This window comes from Paenisporosarcina sp. NPDC076907, assembly GCF_050269735.1.
Taxonomy (GTDB): Bacteria; Bacillota; Bacilli; order Bacillales_A; family Planococcaceae; genus Paenisporosarcina.
In genome coordinates, this window is sequence record NZ_JBNNIX010000006.1 from 125,223 (window position 1) to 143,281 (window position 18,059).

The following is an 18,059-nucleotide window of genomic DNA, read 5'->3' on the forward strand; positions in this document are numbered from 1 at the left end:
GTCCATTCAGCTCGCAGCAAAATAAAAAATCGAGTGATTTTCACCAGTCAAATGAACCTGTCACAATCCAAAAAGAAGATACAGAAAAAAGACATCCCATTATAAGATGTCTTTTCAATAATTTAAAGCTCATCACGATTCAATCTTCATCAAATCCAACGGTGTGACAATACCAACCAATCCATCTTTGTCCGTAATCAGTAAGGCTTCGAGTCTCTTGCCTTTTGCCATGGCGTCTTTAAAAAGTTCTTCCGCTTCAAAAATCGACATTTCACGTGGGACGAATAGATGATTTTCTTTCTTTTTCTCATGTTGGAGAGTGGATTCGACGGTCATTTCCCAGGAAATATCCTCGTTTTCGACATGGTTTGCAAGCCAAAAGGTAATTCCCACCGCCGTTAATAGACCTACAAAAACATTATCGTTATAGACCGGAATTTGGGTAAATTGTTTATCACGTATCATAATAAGGGCGTCACGTAACGTGTCTTTTGCTTGGAGCGTGCTCACTTTTCTTTCGAACATTTCACCGACTGTTACTGGTTTTGCCAGTGCTTCATCAATCGTTTCGAGAGCCTGTACAATTTCATCATGAGGTTCTGCAATTGCATATTCAGTTGATGTTTGATGATGGACAATTGCATTTCGCAGCGTTGCGTATTCTTTTAAGTCCTCTTCATATCTTCGCACAATGGCATTCTTCCGTTTAGAAAGCTCAACCAATTTGTAAAATGACAGATGATCATTGGTGCCAATGATCTCTTTCATAGATTGTTCGATACGATGAAAAGCTGTCAGGAAGCGATCGGAATTTCGAATCGTTTGCTCTGCCTGCTGTTGAGTATCCATTTTGCATACCTCCCGTTGGCAACTCTTTTCTACATAGGTTGCTTATTTTCCTGTCTTTTTATTACAATTACTTTAAGAAGAGGTGATGAAATTGGAAACTCCGTTAAATTGTCCTTTTTGCAATCCGCAAAAGGATTCTGAACAACGTATTGTTTTTGAAAACGACTATTGTCAGTACTTACAGCACCCCAGTCATCAAACTATTTTAGAAGGTAGTGGTCTCATCGTTCCGAAAGTCCATCGCCAAACCGTTTTTGATTTAACACAGGAAGAATGGAACGCTACATACGAGTTGATGCAGCAAGTGAAAACGTATGCTGATGAGAAGTACTCGCCAGATGGATATACACTTGGTTGGAATGTTGGAGACGCTTCAAACCAATCCATTCCACACGCACATTTTCATATCCTGCCTCGTTTTGCCGACGAACCTTATGCCGGAAAAGGCATTCGTGCATGGTTCAAGTCCGAAGAAAATCGCAGACCTGGAAGATAAATTTTTTTGCCGAAATCTTTCCGACTGGACGAAAAGTGACTCTGACTGGACAAAATCCATTTTTAAAAATACATATTTCACTCCTGCCTGAGCAACCTAAGCTGAAATGAAATTCAGTTTTCAACAGGAGGTTCAATTCTATTTATGAAATCTTTATTATTAGTCTGTTTGGCCATGTTTATGCTTGCCGGATGCGGAACGGATGAAGGTACATCTATTGGCACTCAACAGGAACCAAGTAAGCAAGATGAAAAATTCGTGCCAGGAGAAACTTCTCCAAATTCTGGTGAAGACGGAATGGGCGAAGATAATCAGTCCACAATGCCTGCCCCCGATGGTGCTGGAGACGCTGACGGCAAGTAAGCGTACAAAAAAATCCCTCTCCATTTCAAATAGGAGAGGGATTTCTTTCACACTTTCGTTTTTGATGCGTTGCGTTTTGACATCCAAACACCAAATACCATCAATGCGATAATGGCCAGTATTGTGATCGTCATACTCCACCAGAAATCGCCTAAGTCTGGTGAGCCTGTCAACCACTGTGTTGCATAAGTTGGGAGTTTCCAAGGTGATATCGTCCAATAAGCTCCTAGTAATGAGTCCACAATCTGGACAATCAAAATGAGTAGCAAAGATAGCCCCGCTGCGCCACCTGTAGGTAACCACGCACTCATTGCCAGAACGATTGTCACTACAAATAAAATCCATACACTATAAGTCCCTGCAAACGCGAAGAAATCAGTAGCCTCGACTTTCCCAAACAAAAGCCCCGTGTAATACCAGCTCGTCAGCAATCCAAGCCATACACTCATTAGCGCGATCATGCCAACGACTTTCCATTTGCTCAAAAAGTAATTCAAATAAGAAATTGGTCGTACATAAATAAGTGTCCCCGTTCCGTTTTTCCGTTCACGGGAAATGGTGCCCATGAATGCTAGGACTAATACGAGCATACCGATGAATTGGTATTGTCCCATCGTCGCCATAATGACTTGAGCTGGTGTGAACTCTGGCATTGGGAAGGTGGTTCCTTCTGGCATATTCCCGACCGCGTCAAGGATTTGTGGCAAATAGTAACTTGTCAGCGGCTCAGACAATCCGAAGAAAATAAAGACAAGAGGGACCCATAAAATTTTAAAATTACGTGTATTCTCCCGCCACTCTTTTTGAAAAAGTACGATTAATTCCCTCATGCCTGCCCCGCCACCTTCATAAAGATTTCTTCCAAGTTCGCTGTTTGTCGCTCCGCTTTCCGGACATCCAGTCCACTTTCTGCCAATGACTTCAATACGTCTGACATTGTCGGCAATTCTTGTGTCAGGTGAATGGTTCCGCAAGCCCCTTCCACTTGTACGTTCCATGGAGCGCGTTCCGAATAAATGATGGCATCTTCTGCACGACCAAATTCAACGCGGTATCTTGGTTGATCATATTTTGCACGTACATCACCAATGGAGCCTTGTTCGACTAATTGTCCTTTTCGTAAAAACAATAATTGATCCGTCATCTCTTCCGCATCATTCAAAATATGTGTCGAGTACAAGATTGTCATGTCTTGTTGTAAGCTTTTTAATAGATTCATGATTTCGCGTCTACCAACTGGATCCAGTGCGGACACGGGTTCATCCAGTAATAAGAGCTTTGGTTTATGAACAATGGCCTGCGCTAAGCCAAGACGTTGCTTCATGCCGCCTGAGAATGTGCCAGTCTTTTTCCGTAGTGCATCTCCAAGTCCAACGAACTCCAATGTTTTTTGTGCTTCCAGCTTCGCAGACCGTGCGTCCATACCACTTAATTTTGCGGCCATTTCGGTAAATTCAAGCGCTGTCAGCCACGAAAAGAACTGTGGATACTGAGGCAGAAAACCAATATACTTTCTGACGTCAGCGTGCTTTTCTCCATTCAGTGAAATGGTTCCAGTTGTTGGTTCCAATAATCCGCCAAGCATGGATAAAGTCGTCGTTTTACCTGCGCCGTTTGGTCCGATTAAAGCTGTCGATGTGCCTTCTCCAAGTGCAAAAGTTACTTCATTCACCGCTCGCTCGGAGCCGTATATTTTCGTTAAATGTTCCGCTTCCAAGATAGTTGTCATGCTTGTTTTCTCCCGGCAATAAAGTACGCAATTGGTCCTACAATATTAATGAAAATAATGACCAGTGCCCACACCCATTTTGGTCCGTTTGTTTGGTGTATTTTAGTTAAATCGATAAGTGCAATTATTAATAATATGAATTGAATGATAAATAAAGGTGCGATAATCCCCCAAGACAGTCCTTGTAAAGCTTCCATTTGTCCCAATCCCCTTTATTGTAATGTTGTTACTAACACAATACTTCCAACAATTAATAATAAGAAAATCCAACTTGTTTTATGCCCCATATTGATGGTCCACCCTATCCCAAAACGTTTTTCCACCAGAATGCTCGGGTCGTTCTTGTTCACATAAAACAGTCCGAATTTCCAATGTTGATCATCGTCTGGATCAATGACGCCGTCCAGGCTTTCATCAAAATGAGAAACAGCCAACCTTGTGCCGCTTTGACCTACTTTAATGGCGTAGAATAAAACCGATCCTAAAATGGTGACCAAGAAAGCGATTGTGGCAGTCATCGTTACCGAAGTTGACATGGTTTCCGGAAAAATAATAGACAGTTGTAAGTACCCCATGAGCAATGTGACCGTGATTGTTACGATAAACAACAGCCAACTTGAATATTTCCGGAAAGCGAGTTGTTGTTCACGAGAACGTTTTTTATGTCTGACTTGAATCTTCGCTCCCGATTGCTTCATCGCTCTATTGAAAAACCACAGCATCCCTTGCAGCACAAGTGTCATGAATGGCAACGAACTGACGGAAAGCCAACTCTTTTCAGTGAAAGCATCCGCTTCCCCATTCGCTCCCCAGTGCGTGGGAATTTGGTCAGGTAACGAATCATATTGGCTTAACCCATAAATACCTAAGCTGACGGTTAAAAGCATCGGCAAAACAAAATACATGCTGGGTAACAGTTTCAGCTGCTCACGAAATTGTAGGTCTACCACTTTTCGCTCAACCTGACCTGATGTCCATTTCTCCTCTTTCTTCCAAGTAGCTATTGCAATATGATTTTTTGCATAAAGCCCCATTGAAAGAACCACTGTGCCTATTTGTGCTGCCAACCCCCAAAATACGATTTGTTGCTCAGGAGGATTACTGATTAACACAAATCCACTGAACAGAGTCAGAACAACTACACCAATTAATGAAATCACTTTGGTATAGCGCTTTTTCATCTTGATAATCCGCTGGTCTTTTACATGTGTAGCCGGAATATAGACTCCAAAGACTTCACTTTCCTTCAGAAATTTCGGTAAAAAAGCTTGAATGGCAATGTTGAAAATTAAAATGACGATAAAAATGATGGCTGCCATTACTTTACCTCCTTCAAATCCAAAATAATTTCATTCACCAGTAACTCAATTTCCTCTTGAGACAATTGAAGACAAAGTGCTTCTGCAAGAATCGGACGCATTTCTTTCGTCAGACGTTGACGGTCGGTTGCTGTTGCTTTACGTACGCCTTTTTCGTGTATGACTACACCTTTCTTCTGCACAATTTGGATAAATTCCTTCTCTTCCAAAAAGTGATACGCTTTATTTACCGTATGCATATTCATGCCAAGATCAGCAGCAAAGGAACGTACAGATGGCAAGGAATCTCCGGGCTTTAAAGTTCCTTTCGCAACTCCCTCAATTATCTGCTGGGCCAATTGTAAGTAAATCGGTACGGCCGAATCTGGTTCAATCTCAATAAACATATGCGACCTCCCTTTGTTCTATTCTTAGTAGAACAGTTTTGTTATATACAATATAGAACAGAATGAAGATTTTGGCAAGTATTGTTATTTACATTGTTTACATTCTTTTTTTCATGCGTTACAATGAAGCCGTTCTTGAACATATAAAACCGCATACGATTTTGCACTAGGGGTGCTATAGTTTGGCTGAGATGAGAGCGTTGGCTCCGATCCCTTAACACTCGATCCAGGTAATACTGGCGTGAGGAAGTGCGGTGACCTTTGCCCATCTTTTTTCTTTTTGCGCAAAACAGCTGCATTCCACGTCGAATGCGGCTTTTTTTATATTCAAAAAACATGTTTGGGTGCCTATACCCACCAAGAAAAAGGAGGAAAAGAAATGTCACAGGAGTTTAGTTGTGGAACAAGCCCAATCGTTGGGTTACGGTTTTCAATTCACCCAATGGCGGATAACTTTATTCAAATTATTAAGGGAGCTTTGCGTGAGGCGGATACTTCAAATGTTTGGATGCACACCGACGATGTCAGTACGGTAATGCGGGGAAAACAAGTGCATGTATTCGATACAGCTAGAGCCATCGTATTGTATGCAGCAAAAACGAGAGCTCATGTAGCATTTAACGGGACCTTTTCGATTGGTTGCCCTGGGGATTCTGCCGGAGATGTGTTTTTGGAAAAAGACGATATCCTGTTAAACTATCCTCAAATTCGGGAGATCAAGCAATATGTTTCCTCCCAGTTTGCCTTGTACCCAATGAATAACCCAGATTATATGTCGGTCATTTACAGGGAAGTGGAGAAGGCGAAAGAATTTGGAGTGTTCAATGACTCGATGCATTATGCTAGTGGACTTCATGGGGATATACACGAGGTGTTTGCATTCCTTGAAGATTCATTCACACACGCTCGATCAGAACAACATAAACATTTGGTTATGACTGTCAACATGAGCATCAACAGTCCTTCCCACAAAGGAGAGGCGTAATATGTTGAAATCATGGAAGCTGAAAGAAGTTGTCTTAATGTCAGTATTTGCTGTTGTTTTTGCCGTTGTGTATTTACTGTTTGTGCAGGTCGGAAACATTTGGGCAGGAGTAATTGGACCGATTGCCTATGAGTGGATTTTTGGGATTTGGTTTATTGTTTCGATCATTTGCGCATACATCATTCGTAAACCTGGTGCCGCTCTTTTGTCGGAAACGATGGCTGCGATCATTGAAGTCATGATTGGCAATGCGGTGGGACCTCGATTGATCGTATCAGGAATTATTCAAGGGCTTGGAGCAGAAGCTGCTTTCGCAGCGACCGGTTACAAACGCTATGACTGGTGGGTACTATGTTTAGCAGGAATCGGCTCTGCTGTCTTCAGTTTTGCCTATGGTTTCTTTGTATCTGGTTACGCGGCACTCGACCCTTCCCTGCTCGTCCTTATGTTTACACTTCGAGTGATGAGTGGCGCCATCATTGCCGGATTAGGTGGGAAGTATGTGTCGGATGGTTTACTGGCAACCGGTGCGCTCCGTGGTTATGCCATTTCTCGCGATATGTCCAAGAATCATCAGTTGAAGGGTGAGGCTATTGGATAATGCCTACCCCTCTCCTTATTCAAACGTAAGTGTCACCTCACCTGTACTTGATTTCAGAGAGGTCACGTTTCAGTTTCCTGAAGATAACTCGCCAGTTTTTAAGAACATTTCTTTCTCCATACATGCCGGCGAACGTGTTGTCTTATATGGTCCAAGTGGGTGCGGAAAAAGCACTTTACTGTTTTTAATGAACCGTTTGTATCCTCCCAATTGTGACGGCGAGCTTAGTGGATCAGTCGTCCTCTTTCATAAAGACGCCAGTGATTATTCCGCTGGAGAAATTAATCGGCGAATCGCTACCGTCTTTCAAGATCCAGATACACAGTTCTGTATGCCAACAGTTGAACAGGAAATGGCTTTTACGCTAGAGAACCTGCACGTCAATCGTGAGGAAATGGAACAGCGAATTACGACGATACTTGCACTGACAGGCCTTTCCGATTTTCGGCACTCGGTGATTCAAACGCTTTCTGGCGGAATGAAACAACGACTTGCAACTGCTTGCGCCTTGTTAATTAAGCCAGAAGTGCTGCTGCTCGACGAACCGCTTGCCCATTTAGACCCTTTGACTTCACAACAATATGTGGAGTGGCTCAATGCGTTGCAATTATCCACTGGATTCACGGTAGTTGTGGTTGAACACCGCCTTGATCTATGGGGTTCATTTTTCAACCGTGCCCTTCACGTAAAGAATTCAGGGGTATTTTCAGTAGAAGCAAATCCAACGAGATCACCAATCCAGTTCCCTTTACGTTCTTCAACCGTTCAAGAATTTGTAGCGTTGGAAGCGCAAAATATCAGTGTGAACATTGATGAAAAACGTTTATTATCGGACGTTTCCTTGAGCTTAAAGAAAGGTGAAATCGCTGTACTTGCAGGTCCGAACGGCAGTGGTAAATCTACCTTCCTGAAGACCATCTGTGGTATTTTGAAGAAAACGGATGGGCAGTTCAAAAGCGGACGTACTGTTCCGGGGTACGTCCCTCAATCACCGGAACACTTATTTGTCACTAATCACGTTGGACAGGAAATTGCTTTTTCAAATCACGCAAACGTCGATAAACTATCGGATATTATGCATCGTTTACGATTAATCGAAATTCAGGATGCACACCCTTTTGCCATCAGTCATGGCCAAAAACGACGCGTCGCAATTGGGGCAATGATTGCCGATCAACGACCCGTCCTATTACTCGATGAACCTACATCCGGGCAAGATTCAGCGGTCCTTATCGAACTTTTTCACTTACTCGATACTATAGCCAAAGAAGGCTTTACCCTGTTGATTGTGACACATGATATGGCGTTTGCTGCAGCCATTGCAGATACCGTTTTCTTAATAAATAACGGTGAATTAACGGGGCGTTATGAAATTGACCAATTATGGCAGCAAACTGAGCTATTAATGACTCACCACCTGTTGCCACCGATTGGAGCGGGTTCCTATGTCTAGCCGAAATTGGTTACATGACATGAATCCTGCTTTGAAGTTTATTTTAGTTATTATTTCGATGCTGACTTTAGCGTGGTTTTTCAATCCATGGACACCTTTCCTGGTATTTATCGGTGTCATTCTTCTTCAACTATCGTTCAGTCGAATAAATTGGAAACTCTGGTCTTTGTTCATGATTCCAATTGGCTTTAGTGCCTTGGGTTATTTATGGACGACAGTGCTTTTTGCAGCGGATACAAGCGGAAACGTCATTTGGTCTTGGAATGGAATTGAAGTGACGGATCAACAGTGGCATACGGCATTATCATTGGCGTTCCGTGTTTTCGCTTTTTCTTCACTGTCATTGTTGTTTGCCTTAACAACAAATCCCGTTAAATTTGTGATGAGTTTAATGCAACAACTACGACTTTCTCCGAAACTTGCATACGGTGTCATGGTGGGGTATCAGTTTTTGCCTGTCGTGAAAGAAGAGTTCATTCAAATTCGCCATGCACATCGATTACGGGGAATTGGTCAGGAAAAATATGTGTGGCAAAGGCTTATAAGTATGAGAAGACTGTTGATTCCACTGCTTGCCAGCGCTGTTCGGCGAGCGGAACGTTCTGCCTTTGCTATGGAAGCAAGAGGCTTTACAGGTGAGCGGCGTACCTTATATTACGACCCCCTCCATATCGCCGGACGTGATTGGTTTCTAGCCTCCATTATGATTGGTGTATTAATTGCCAGTAGTGTCGCAGGATTACTATTGAGCTAAACCAAAAAATCGCCTTTTGACAAACGTTGTCATAAGGCGATTTTCTATTAGATATTCAATTCGCTTAGTCGTGGCATGGCTGTCAACGCACCAGCTTTCGTAGCAGCAAGTGCGCCTAGATGGTTGGCAAAAGCCGTACATTCCACGAGGGATTCCATCGTTTTCGGTAAACCATTGAGATGTACATAGCGCAAAATTCCGGCCATAAAGGCATCTCCCGCTCCAGTCGTATCAACAGGTACTACCCGTTCTACCGGTACATGCTGGAGTTCTCCATTCAAAACCGCATACGTTCCTTCCGCTCCAGCTGTAATTAAAATAATCGGCACTTTCAACTCAGCAATTGCTTCTAGTCCTTCTTGCATGGATGTTGTCTCCGTTAAAAACGTCAACTCTTCTTCCGTGAACTTCAACAAATCTGCATCTTTGAAAAATGATTTAATTGTTTCGCGACACTCATATTCACTATTCCAGCGTAGCGGTCTGATATTGGCATCAAACGATAACAAAGCGCCATGCTTTTTCGCGTATTCCACTGCTTTGCGGGATGTTTCCAGTGCCTTTGGTTCAAATAAAGTTCCAGAGCACAAATTTAATACGGAGGCTTCTTCAAATGCTTCTTCTTTCAAATCTTCAGCGCCAACTTGAATATGTGGTGCATCGTCAATATATTGATGAAAAATCCGGTCATGGTCTTCTGTTAAGTTTACATACACACCACTTACTCGTTTTTCAGGTTCGAGTACGGCATATTCCATAATGACTTCTTCCGCTTCAAGTTCACCTCGTACAAATTCAGAAGTTGCGTCGTCCCCTGTAATGGTAATAAATGCGGAAGGTACCCCCAGTCTGGCAACACCTACTGCAACATTTACCGTTGCCCCTCCCAAAAACATTGAAAAAGATGTATTTGTCGTATCGGTTGCAATATAGTCTACAAAAGCATCCCCGTAAGTGAGGACGTGCGATTTATATGATTGAGTCATCATCCATCCTCCTTCTAATTAGTAGTACTAGATTACCATAAACAGTGTTGTAGAGGGAACGTGAAACATTTTGGTATAGTTGAAGGAAGGAGTTGATCGACATGACAGTTCGTATACGAAAAGCAAGACCTGAAGATGCAGAAATAGCCGTTCCACTTATCATTGATGCAATTGGTGAGATTGCCGAGCAAATGACTGGTGAAAAGGACGCCGAGACAGTGACAGAACAGTTGATTCACTTGTTTCAGCGAGAAGACAATCGTCATTCTTATTTGAATACGGTGATTGCAGAACAAGAAGATGGCATCACTGGTGTAATGGTTCTTTATTCAGGCACGGATGCCATTGAACTGGATGCAAATTTAGTATCGTGGTTACGTAAGAAAACCGGAGAACCGATCGTCATTCCCCCAGAGGCACGGAGAGACGAATTTTATATAGACACCGTTTGTGTAAACCCGGATTTCCGTGGTCACGGCATTGGCAGCACCTTGCTAAAACACGCAGAAAAAGTCGCACGACAAGAAGGTTTTTCTAAAGCCGCTCTTAATGTAGAGCTGGAAAAAGAAGCAGCCATTCGGCTATACGAAAGAATCGGCTATCACATCGCTGAACCTTGGGAAATTTATGGCGGCGCTTTTCATCACATGGTCAAACAGCTGTAGGAGTGATACTTTTCTAAGTGAAAAACGTCCAGCCTTTTGTAAGGCTGGACGCATTGTTATTTTTTATAGAAGGTTCCAATGCCTTTACCTTTTTCTTTAGAAGCATATAAGGCTTCATCGGCTAAATGCATGGCTTCTATCGGATGGTCGCTATCGGTTGGGTAGACGGCCGCTCCGATACTGCAACCTACTGTTACCGTCTGGTCTTTTAAGGAGATCGGTTTTTGAATGAGCGCGATGATTTCATCCATGCACGCTTGGCCCTTCGCATGAATATGTTCAGATTCCGCTTCCATTAAGAAGACAAATTCGTCTCCTCCAAGACGGGAAACAAATTGATTTTCTTTTGCAAAATGCTTCAGACGGTTGGCGACAGTAATTAGCACTTGATCGCCCGCTTTGTGACCATATACGTCATTAATCGCTTTGAAGCCATCTAGATCCATAAACAAGATTATCCAAGATTCTTTAGAACCCGCAATGGTCTCTTCCATCTTTTCGTACAATGCGATGCGATTAGGTAAGCTAGTCAAAGTATCATGATGAGCCAGAGATTCCATTTGTATGAGTAGCGATTGAGTAGTGGTTATGGTTTGTACCATGTTTCGTATCGACAAGGATAAGTCTTCCACATCCCGGATGCCTTGGACGACTGGCATTTCTCTTTGCGAGCCTTGCCCAATTTCCTTTGCAGCTATTGTAATCGTTCGGAGCGGTTTGGCGATTTGATCGGCAATAGCCCAACCAATCAATGCAAATCCTAAGATCGAGATAACACTGATAATCCACATGAAACGTTCCAGATCATTTACTCCGTTATAGGCAATTTCTTCAGGCTGACGCACGATAACATGCCATCCGAGACCTTCATAATCTCCATAACCATCTTCCATCGCATAACCGGTAACATACCTTTTATCATTCCATTCCACCACTTCATTCGGTTCAGAGGAAGAGGCTAGTTGATCCAACAAATCTTTTTCCATTTGCTGACCCACCAAACCATCCGGACCTAACAAGACCGTCCGATCGCGATTACTTACAATGAGCACTTCCGTCTCATCTTTACTATTTGTAGCTTTCAGCAAATTTTGTTCCATTTCTTTTGCCCACTCCCAACTCAAATGGGTAGCAAAGACACCAATAAATTTACCGGTTTCATCCTTTATCGGAATACTGATATCCACAAACTGTAAAGGTTCACCTGACGGATTAGGAAGTAATTTAGACAAAAGAATGGCGTCGTGAACATCCCCAATAAATGGTTCTTTTGTTGCTTTCAAAAATACAGGACGTTCTGCAATGGACTCACCTAGCAAAATATCGTCACTAGCTGCAATAACGGTACCTTCAGTATCTGTTATGCCAATCCAAGAAAAGGACGGGAATTTGGTTTTCAATTCATCAATCAGTTGTTTTTCTCTTAAAATATTCTGCTCCTTGAAGGATCGTAATCCACTGACTAACTGGACTTCCTGATAACGATTGGACATAAATAAACTAAGTTTATCTTCCATTTGGACGGCATGCCCTGTCAAAGATTCTCCTACTTCAGTACGCACTTCCTCGCCAGCCTGTTTCGTAAAGATGGTTCCTAACAATATCGTAAGGATGGTCAGCATGATGGCAAACAATCCCGTTACAATCGTTCTTAAATGAAGCGACATGGGCAATTCCTCCCCAAAAATACATTAATGACTTTATAGTAACATGTAAAAAAAGTAGAAACTCTGTTTTTTAGAATATTTTCCCTTTGAATAGCAACTACACACTTAAGCGAATACTGAAACAATACTGGCGAACCAAATTTATTCCGAGTTCTGTCACAGATGATTGAGATTATTTTTGCTACAATAACAGCATCGAAACGAAATGAGGCGCATGATAAATGAAACGATTTTTAGCAATTGGATCAATCCTTGCTGCTCTTACTCTTAGTGCTTGTGGAACAAATGATGAACATGAAGGACATAACGCAGCGACCTCTGATGAAGTACCTGAAATGGTAGAAGTCGATTTAACCGTACCTGAAACCGTTACTGCCGGTGAGAAAGTAGCGATTACTGCTGCAGTTACACAAGGTGGAGAAGTTGTGGAAGATGCGGATGAAGTAAAGATTGAGGTCTTGAATATAACTTCCGGCGAAAAAGAAATAATTGATGCAACATTAAATGAAAACAAACAGTATGCCATTGACTATACATTTGAAACAAATGGTACTTATGATATCACATCGCATGTAACAGCTCGTGACATGCACACAATGCCAACCAAACAATTAACAGTAACAGGTGGCAAAGAAGCAACAAGTAAAGTGACCGACGCTTCGACTGAAGGACAAGCTCATGGAGCGGACAGCCATCATGGACACGGTGCGACGATTGATTTTGCTGACGGTTCTGCAACTGTAGGAGAAGCCGTTATGCTAGTGGCAAATGTTTCACTTGCGGATGCTCCACTTGAAGGCGCACGCGTGCAATACGAAATTTCACGCAGTGATGATGACCACCACACTTGGCTGGAAGTACCTGCAAAAGAAGCGGGCGTTTATCAGACAGAGTACACTTTTACCGAGACTGGCACTTACGAAATTGAAGTACATGTAACAAAAGGCGACGACATTCACGATCATTTGGTAAAAACGTATACGGTGAAATAATTTTTTTGCGAAAATTGGCAGTGACCGCCACTTCGCTTTCCGTGGGCTTGGCTTCAGCCACCTACGGGGGTCTTCAGCTCAAGCTATTCCCCCAGGAGTCTTCGTGGCGATCCCTGCCTTTCATTTCTAAAGATTAAAGTGGTACTAAAAAAACCATCAACGTTGGGTTCATGGCGCTATTAAATTATATACAAAGGAGGCGCTCACTTGAGCGCCTCCTTTTTTTTTATATGTCCCGATTCCAGTGACGGTGTGCTGTCACGGCACCTACAAACTGTTCGGCATTATCATTCGTGACTACTCCTGGTCCTTCTTTACCATCTAGAATAGTGGCAAACTTGGAAGCCGCACCGATTGCTTTAAAGTGATTAAATGCTTCCGTTACGTAACGGCCGGTTTCTTTTTTGAATTTCTTCTCGTCGTTCATGCTTGCCACATAAATGGCATCGAACAATACCGGATCAGCTGTTAGGAATGTATGGTCAATCGGTAAATTCCCGATATTCCCCAGTTTATCACTCACAACTTCCGCTTTTAATCCCGCATCTTTAAATCCTTCCACGGTCTTTTCAAGCTGATTAGCATCACCATCTCTGCTTGCAATGACCGCAACTTTACGCGTGTTCGGTTTCTTCACCATGTTTTCCTGGCTGAGAGCAGGCGATGCCTTAGTCACGTCCGAACCACTACCAGTTGGCGGGTTAGCACCGACTGCATCCGCTACCTTAGTCGCTAAATCCACGTTCACATTTGCAAACATGTCGATCACTTGTTGCTGGACGTCCTTGTTTTTCACTTTCCCAACTTCAAAGCTAAAAGCATCAATAATATGTTCTTTTTCAATATCGCTCATACTGTTCCAGAATAACGTGGCCTGTGAGAAGTGATCTCTAAAGCTATCGCTTCGATTACGTACTTTTCGGCCTTCCACTTTTTCCTGGTAATGCTCGAAGCCACCCTCTTCAGGACTTGATGTCGCCGGTGTATTATTGGCCAATGAATTTTTGTGATAGCTCACTGGACCTTTATTGATTGTCATTCGATGATATCCATCTCGTTGATTGTTATGGAACGGACAAACCGGTCGATTAATCGGCAGTTCATGGAAATTTGGTCCACCTAAACGAATCAATTGTGTGTCGGTATAGGAGAACAATCGACCTTGCAGAAGTGGATCGTTCGTAAAATCGATTCCTGGAACCACGTTCCCAACATGGAAGGCTACTTGCTCTGTTTCCGCAAAGACATTGTCCACATTGCGGTTCAACGTCATTTTCCCGATTAGTTTAACGGGCACATCTTCTTCCGGCCAAATTTTTGTCGGATCGAGAACGTCGAAATCGAACTTGAACTCGTCTTCTTCCGCCAATATCTGTACACCAAATTCATATTCAGGAAAATCACCATTCTCAATCGATTCATATAAATCACGACGATGGAAATCAGGGTCTTTCCCACTTATTTTCTGTGCTTCATCCCATACCAAGGAATGCGCACCTAATAGTGGCTTCCAATGGAACTTGACGAAATGCGCTACTCCTTGGGCATTCACGAAGCGGAACGTATGTACACCGAACCCTTCCATCATGCGGAAACTTCTCGGAATAGCACGGTCGGACATTGCCCACATGACCATATGTGCGGATTCTTGGTTATTGGCTACAAAATCCCAAAACGTATCATGTGCACTCGCAGCTTGCGGCATTTCATTATGTGGTTCTGGTTTTACTGCATGCACGAAATCCGGGAATTTAATGGCATCCTGAATGAAAAATACCGGCATATTGTTTCCTACTAAGTCGTAGTTACCTTCGTCTGTATAAAATTTCGTCGCAAAGCCACGAACATCACGTACCGTTTCTGCAGACCCTCTGGATCCCACAACTGTTGAAAAACGAACGAATACCGGTGTTTTTTTAGATGTATCGGTCAGAAAGTTTGCTTTCGTATACTGTTCCATCGATTCGTACAACTCGAATTCACCATGAGCTGCAAATCCTCTAGCGTGAACGACGCGTTCTGGAATGCGCTCATGGTCAAAGTGCGTCATTTTTTCACGAAAATGAAAGTCTTCCATTAGTGTAGGTCCCCTGACACCAGCCTTCAGTGAAAACTCGTCCTCAGTCACTTTCAGTCCTTGATTGGTCGTCAGTTTTTGGTCTCGATCATCCACACGAAATTGCTCGAGCTGTTCATCTTTGCGGTTTTTCTCCATTCTGAAGCCTCCCATAGTGAATTAAGTTATCTACCTCCATCTTTACCACTAAGGGCTGAACGGAAACATTAATTCAAAAAATTCACTAAAAAGGACGTTCATCTTTTTTGAATGGTTAATAATGCCGGCAACAACATCGGACGTACGATAAACGTATCGATTAACACACCAAATGCCACGGTAAAACCAAACAATTGTAACTCAAGAACCGGTTGGGTAATTAACACAGCAAAAGTTGCAGCTAACAATAATCCTGCAGATGAAATGACTCCACCAGTTGCGATTAACCCACTTTTAATGGCATGTATAGGTTCCAAAGTTTTTGCTTCTTGCTGTATTCGCGACATCAACATGATGGAATAATCTACACCGAGGGCCACTAAAAAGACAAATGTATATAAAGGAATTCGGTAACTCACTGTATCTACATGGAACATCAAATCAAATAACCATACTGAAAATCCTAGCGATGCACCGTACGACAGTACGATGGTTCCGATCATTAGCATCCCAGTTAACCACGATTTCGTCTGCCACCACAACATTATCAAGATGGCACCAACGATTAATAACATGACGCGCACTGTATCGCTTGTATTCAACTCTTGAATATTGGCATGTTTGGCAGTCTCTCCAGAAAGTTGGATAGAGCCTTCTTCAATACCCGCTTGTTGAAGTAACTCTTTTTCTTCTTGTTCCAGGTTTTTTAGCGCATGAAACGTCGTTGTATCATAGGGATTACTTTCCCAAATTAGCGTTACTTTTGCTTGCGTGAGTGAATCGTCTGCAAATGGACGCCCTTCTACCCTTACTTCCTTTACCTCACGTTGCTTTTCAAGTATTTTTACGAACTCACTAAATTGAGATTCAGTGATGTTTGTTTCGCTTTTAAGTAGTAAAGTCGTTGGTGCTAATTCGCCTTCCGAAAACGCTTCTGCAAGCTGCTCGTATCCTTTTTTTGAAGACATGTTATCTGGAAATGATTCAAGCAAGTTAAAAGATAAATTAGTTGTGAATGCTTGAACACTGCCAATTCCTAAAATGATCGTGATTGTAAAAACATAACGCCAGGGCTTAGACGTGACACTTGCAGCTACTTTTGACCACCAATTTGTCCGAGTAGGTTGGTCAATGGCGAGTGGCCAGAAAGCTTTTCTGCCGACCAAACCAAATAATGCGGGCAATAACGTCAATCCTGCAATAAGCAAGACAACAATTGCAGTGGCAAAGACCGGAGCAAAGTTTCGGTATGGTTCATAAACGGCTGTAAACAGTAACAACACGGCGACCAATACCGTCCCACCGCTAAACAGTATAGGTTCTCGAACATGCGCAACACTTAATTTCATGGCATGTTCAATCGTCAATCCGTTACGAAGCTCTTCCCGATATCTGCTGAAAATTAGCAATGCATAATCCGTTATGACTGCGAATAACAAGATCGTCATAATTGATAATGCTTGATTTTCAATCGTTACCCACTCCGATAAACCCAGTAATCCTAAAAGCCGATCGACAATGCCATACACAATTCCCGCTCCGATTAAAGGAAGCACTGCAAATACCGGTGACTTATAAATGAGGAGTAACAATACAAATACGATGCCAATCGTGGCTAGAAGCAATACAACATCAGCCTGAGAAAATAAAGAAATCGTATCGGATACAATTCCTGCGGGTCCCGTCCATTCTACAGAGACATCCTTATCGACGTAATTCTCCACGCTTTCCTTCATTGTCACGACTTCTTCATGAATTTCTTTCGATTCTAATGATTCATTGAACAAAATGGGCATAAAAAAAGTCGACCCATCATCTGACAAAAATGACTGCCTTGTTTGTGGCGACATTTGCGTTAGAGGAATCGACGTTGCTAGTTGGACTTTTGCTTGTTTTTCCACTGCAGAAGCTAAATGATTGATGTCATCATGTAAAAATGGGGCATCTTGTTTGAATACAACGAACAACGGAATGCCTTTTTGAGATGGAAAGGCACCTTCCAGGGCCTTTTTCGCTATGACTGAGCTCGCCGTTGCAGGGAGACCTCCATTTTCTGAAGGAGAGGTTACTTCTTTTGCAGATGGAGCCAATATCGTTAACATAGTCATGATAACTAACCAAACGCCAAGGACAATAGCAGCTGATTTTTTATCTTTCCAAATGGCTTTCATCAGCTGTTCTCTACAACTTTCTTCGCTGGTTGAATGGAGAAAGTAACCGCTACAAACAAAGCAAAGCTAATTAGTAATGTGGTTCCACCAACAATATAAAAAACGAGTGAAAATGCTTCAGGTAATCCTAATGGTTGCATCGTTTGAAGCCACATTCCTACTGTTAAGCCAATGGCTCCTAACATCGCTGACCATCCATGAACATGCACCAACTTCGGATATTTCACCTTAAACAATTTGTAGAATACACCCCAACTAAAAACAGATAACCAACCTACTACTAAAATGTGTGCATGAATCGGCCTGAATGCGTACGATCCTGTCCCCGCCATATGTGAACCTAAATATGCTCCAATAAGACCAAAAACCGCGGCAATTCGAATTAGACGAATACTCCATTTTTCTTGCATGTATATCCACCTTTCCTT

19 protein-coding genes and 1 riboswitch are annotated in these 18,059 nt (G+C 42.5%); of the genes, 8 read left to right on the forward strand and 11 right to left on the reverse strand.

What is annotated here, in order from left to right; all coding sequences use genetic code 11:
* Positions 1–132: 132 nt before the first annotated feature.
* The gene (locus ACQKEV_RS16175) at positions 133–849 is read right to left on the reverse strand and encodes a CBS domain-containing protein (RefSeq protein ID WP_427447625.1); all 717 of its coding nucleotides are present in this window, start codon (positions 847–849) and stop codon (positions 133–135) included.
* Between the two features lie 85 nt (positions 850–934).
* On the opposite strand from ACQKEV_RS16175, the gene ACQKEV_RS16180 reads away from it, so the two are divergent.
* The gene (locus tag ACQKEV_RS16180; protein ID WP_427447626.1) at positions 935–1,345 is read left to right on the forward strand and encodes an HIT family protein; all 411 of its coding nucleotides are present in this window, start codon (positions 935–937) and stop codon (positions 1,343–1,345) included.
* 144 nt (positions 1,346–1,489) lie between these two features.
* Entirely contained in the window at positions 1,490–1,708 is a 219-nt protein-coding gene (locus ACQKEV_RS16185; protein ID WP_427447628.1) for a hypothetical protein, read from the forward strand.
* A 47-nt stretch (positions 1,709–1,755) separates the two neighbouring features.
* Here ACQKEV_RS16185 and ACQKEV_RS16190 read toward each other — a convergent pair whose 3' ends face one another.
* Genes ACQKEV_RS16190 through ACQKEV_RS16210 form a run of 5 tightly spaced genes read right to left on the reverse strand, consistent with a single transcriptional unit; the run spans position 1,756 to position 5,142 of the window.
* Positions 1,756–2,538, reverse strand: coding sequence for an ABC transporter permease (locus tag ACQKEV_RS16190; RefSeq protein ID WP_427447629.1), 783 nt, complete (start codon positions 2,536–2,538; stop codon positions 1,756–1,758).
* Positions 2,535–3,437 carry an ATP-binding cassette domain-containing protein gene (locus ACQKEV_RS16195; protein ID WP_427447630.1) on the reverse strand — a complete coding sequence of 301 codons (903 nt, stop codon included), beginning with the start codon at positions 3,435–3,437 and terminating at the stop codon, positions 2,535–2,537. Before ACQKEV_RS16195 ends, ACQKEV_RS16190 begins: the two co-directional genes overlap by 4 nt.
* A complete protein-coding gene (locus ACQKEV_RS16200) occupies positions 3,434–3,634 on the reverse strand; it encodes a PLD nuclease N-terminal domain-containing protein (protein ID WP_427447632.1) in 201 nt (66 codons plus the stop codon). Before ACQKEV_RS16200 ends, ACQKEV_RS16195 begins: the two co-directional genes overlap by 4 nt.
* A gap of 15 nt (positions 3,635–3,649) precedes the next feature.
* Complete coding sequence (locus tag ACQKEV_RS16205; RefSeq protein ID WP_427447634.1) at positions 3,650–4,756, reverse strand: DUF1648 domain-containing protein; 1,107 nt, start codon at positions 4,754–4,756, stop codon at positions 3,650–3,652.
* The gene (locus ACQKEV_RS16210) at positions 4,756–5,142 is read right to left on the reverse strand and encodes a GntR family transcriptional regulator (protein WP_427447635.1); all 387 of its coding nucleotides are present in this window, start codon (positions 5,140–5,142) and stop codon (positions 4,756–4,758) included. Before ACQKEV_RS16210 ends, ACQKEV_RS16205 begins: the two co-directional genes overlap by 1 nt.
* A gap of 158 nt (positions 5,143–5,300) precedes the next feature.
* Positions 5,301–5,407, forward strand: a riboswitch (TPP riboswitch).
* 114 nt (positions 5,408–5,521) lie between these two features.
* Here ACQKEV_RS16210 and ACQKEV_RS16215 point away from each other — a divergent pair.
* Genes ACQKEV_RS16215 through ACQKEV_RS16230 form a run of 4 tightly spaced genes read left to right on the forward strand, consistent with a single transcriptional unit; the run spans position 5,522 to position 8,935 of the window.
* A complete protein-coding gene (locus ACQKEV_RS16215) occupies positions 5,522–6,127 on the forward strand; it encodes a YkoF family thiamine/hydroxymethylpyrimidine-binding protein (RefSeq protein WP_427447637.1) in 606 nt (201 codons plus the stop codon).
* Between the two features lies 1 nt (position 6,128).
* Positions 6,129–6,728, forward strand: a complete 600-nt coding sequence (locus ACQKEV_RS16220; protein WP_427447638.1) for an ECF transporter S component — start codon at positions 6,129–6,131, stop codon at positions 6,726–6,728.
* Positions 6,721–8,181 carry an ABC transporter ATP-binding protein gene (locus tag ACQKEV_RS16225; protein WP_427447639.1) on the forward strand — a complete coding sequence of 487 codons (1,461 nt, stop codon included), beginning with the start codon at positions 6,721–6,723 and terminating at the stop codon, positions 8,179–8,181. The genes ACQKEV_RS16220 and ACQKEV_RS16225 overlap by 8 nt, the downstream gene beginning before the upstream one ends.
* Positions 8,174–8,935, forward strand: a complete 762-nt coding sequence (locus tag ACQKEV_RS16230) for an energy-coupling factor transporter transmembrane component T family protein (protein ID WP_427447640.1) — start codon at positions 8,174–8,176, stop codon at positions 8,933–8,935. Before ACQKEV_RS16225 ends, ACQKEV_RS16230 begins: the two co-directional genes overlap by 8 nt.
* Positions 8,936–8,982: 47 nt before the next feature.
* Here the strand turns inward: ACQKEV_RS16230 and ACQKEV_RS16235 are convergent, their stop codons facing one another.
* A complete protein-coding gene (locus ACQKEV_RS16235) occupies positions 8,983–9,921 on the reverse strand; it encodes a carbohydrate kinase family protein (RefSeq protein ID WP_427447642.1) in 939 nt (312 codons plus the stop codon).
* Positions 9,922–10,022: 101 nt separating this feature from the next.
* On the opposite strand from ACQKEV_RS16235, the gene ACQKEV_RS16240 reads away from it, so the two are divergent.
* Entirely contained in the window at positions 10,023–10,586 is a 564-nt protein-coding gene (locus ACQKEV_RS16240; RefSeq protein WP_427447644.1) for a GNAT family N-acetyltransferase, read from the forward strand.
* 56 nt (positions 10,587–10,642) lie between these two features.
* Here the strand turns inward: ACQKEV_RS16240 and ACQKEV_RS16245 are convergent, their stop codons facing one another.
* The gene (locus ACQKEV_RS16245; RefSeq protein WP_427447645.1) at positions 10,643–12,253 is read right to left on the reverse strand and encodes a diguanylate cyclase domain-containing protein; all 1,611 of its coding nucleotides are present in this window, start codon (positions 12,251–12,253) and stop codon (positions 10,643–10,645) included.
* Between the two features lie 221 nt (positions 12,254–12,474).
* On the opposite strand from ACQKEV_RS16245, the gene ACQKEV_RS16250 reads away from it, so the two are divergent.
* The gene (locus ACQKEV_RS16250; protein ID WP_427447647.1) at positions 12,475–13,245 is read left to right on the forward strand and encodes a FixH family protein; all 771 of its coding nucleotides are present in this window, start codon (positions 12,475–12,477) and stop codon (positions 13,243–13,245) included.
* Positions 13,246–13,471: 226 nt separating this feature from the next.
* Here the strand turns inward: ACQKEV_RS16250 and ACQKEV_RS16255 are convergent, their stop codons facing one another.
* From ACQKEV_RS16255 to ACQKEV_RS16265, 3 genes are all read right to left on the reverse strand, one after another.
* Positions 13,472–15,460, reverse strand: a complete 1,989-nt coding sequence (locus tag ACQKEV_RS16255) for a catalase (protein WP_427447649.1) — start codon at positions 15,458–15,460, stop codon at positions 13,472–13,474.
* Positions 15,461–15,558: 98 nt separating this feature from the next.
* Complete coding sequence (locus tag ACQKEV_RS16260; protein WP_427447651.1) at positions 15,559–17,631, reverse strand: MMPL family transporter; 2,073 nt, start codon at positions 17,629–17,631, stop codon at positions 15,559–15,561.
* Positions 17,631–18,041 carry a hypothetical protein gene (locus ACQKEV_RS16265; RefSeq protein WP_427447652.1) on the reverse strand — a complete coding sequence of 137 codons (411 nt, stop codon included), beginning with the start codon at positions 18,039–18,041 and terminating at the stop codon, positions 17,631–17,633. The genes ACQKEV_RS16260 and ACQKEV_RS16265 overlap by 1 nt, the downstream gene beginning before the upstream one ends.
* Between the last annotated feature and the right edge of the window lie 18 nt (positions 18,042–18,059).

Coding starts and splice junctions, on each gene's coding strand:
- ACQKEV_RS16230 (WP_427447640.1), top strand. CDS start 8,174: ATGTCTAGCCGAAATTGGTTACATGACATGAATCCTGCTTTGAAGTTT.
- ACQKEV_RS16190 (WP_427447629.1), bottom strand. CDS start 2,538: ATGAGGGAATTAATCGTACTTTTTCAAAAAGAGTGGCGGGAGAATACA.
- ACQKEV_RS16245 (WP_427447645.1), bottom strand. CDS start 12,253: ATGTCGCTTCATTTAAGAACGATTGTAACGGGATTGTTTGCCATCATG.
- ACQKEV_RS16220 (WP_427447638.1), top strand. CDS start 6,129: ATGTTGAAATCATGGAAGCTGAAAGAAGTTGTCTTAATGTCAGTATTT.
- ACQKEV_RS16185 (WP_427447628.1), top strand. CDS start 1,490: ATGAAATCTTTATTATTAGTCTGTTTGGCCATGTTTATGCTTGCCGGA.
- ACQKEV_RS16195 (WP_427447630.1), bottom strand. CDS start 3,437: ATGACAACTATCTTGGAAGCGGAACATTTAACGAAAATATACGGCTCC.
- ACQKEV_RS16255 (WP_427447649.1), bottom strand. CDS start 15,460: ATGGAGAAAAACCGCAAAGATGAACAGCTCGAGCAATTTCGTGTGGAT.
- ACQKEV_RS16265 (WP_427447652.1), bottom strand. CDS start 18,041: ATGCAAGAAAAATGGAGTATTCGTCTAATTCGAATTGCCGCGGTTTTT.
- ACQKEV_RS16205 (WP_427447634.1), bottom strand. CDS start 4,756: ATGGCAGCCATCATTTTTATCGTCATTTTAATTTTCAACATTGCCATT.
- ACQKEV_RS16175 (WP_427447625.1), bottom strand. CDS start 849: ATGGATACTCAACAGCAGGCAGAGCAAACGATTCGAAATTCCGATCGC.
- ACQKEV_RS16200 (WP_427447632.1), bottom strand. CDS start 3,634: ATGGAAGCTTTACAAGGACTGTCTTGGGGGATTATCGCACCTTTATTT.
- ACQKEV_RS16240 (WP_427447644.1), top strand. CDS start 10,023: ATGACAGTTCGTATACGAAAAGCAAGACCTGAAGATGCAGAAATAGCC.
- ACQKEV_RS16215 (WP_427447637.1), top strand. CDS start 5,522: ATGTCACAGGAGTTTAGTTGTGGAACAAGCCCAATCGTTGGGTTACGG.
- ACQKEV_RS16180 (WP_427447626.1), top strand. CDS start 935: ATGAAATTGGAAACTCCGTTAAATTGTCCTTTTTGCAATCCGCAAAAG.
- ACQKEV_RS16210 (WP_427447635.1), bottom strand. CDS start 5,142: ATGTTTATTGAGATTGAACCAGATTCGGCCGTACCGATTTACTTACAA.
- ACQKEV_RS16260 (WP_427447651.1), bottom strand. CDS start 17,631: ATGAAAGCCATTTGGAAAGATAAAAAATCAGCTGCTATTGTCCTTGGC.
- ACQKEV_RS16250 (WP_427447647.1), top strand. CDS start 12,475: ATGAAACGATTTTTAGCAATTGGATCAATCCTTGCTGCTCTTACTCTT.
- ACQKEV_RS16235 (WP_427447642.1), bottom strand. CDS start 9,921: ATGACTCAATCATATAAATCGCACGTCCTCACTTACGGGGATGCTTTT.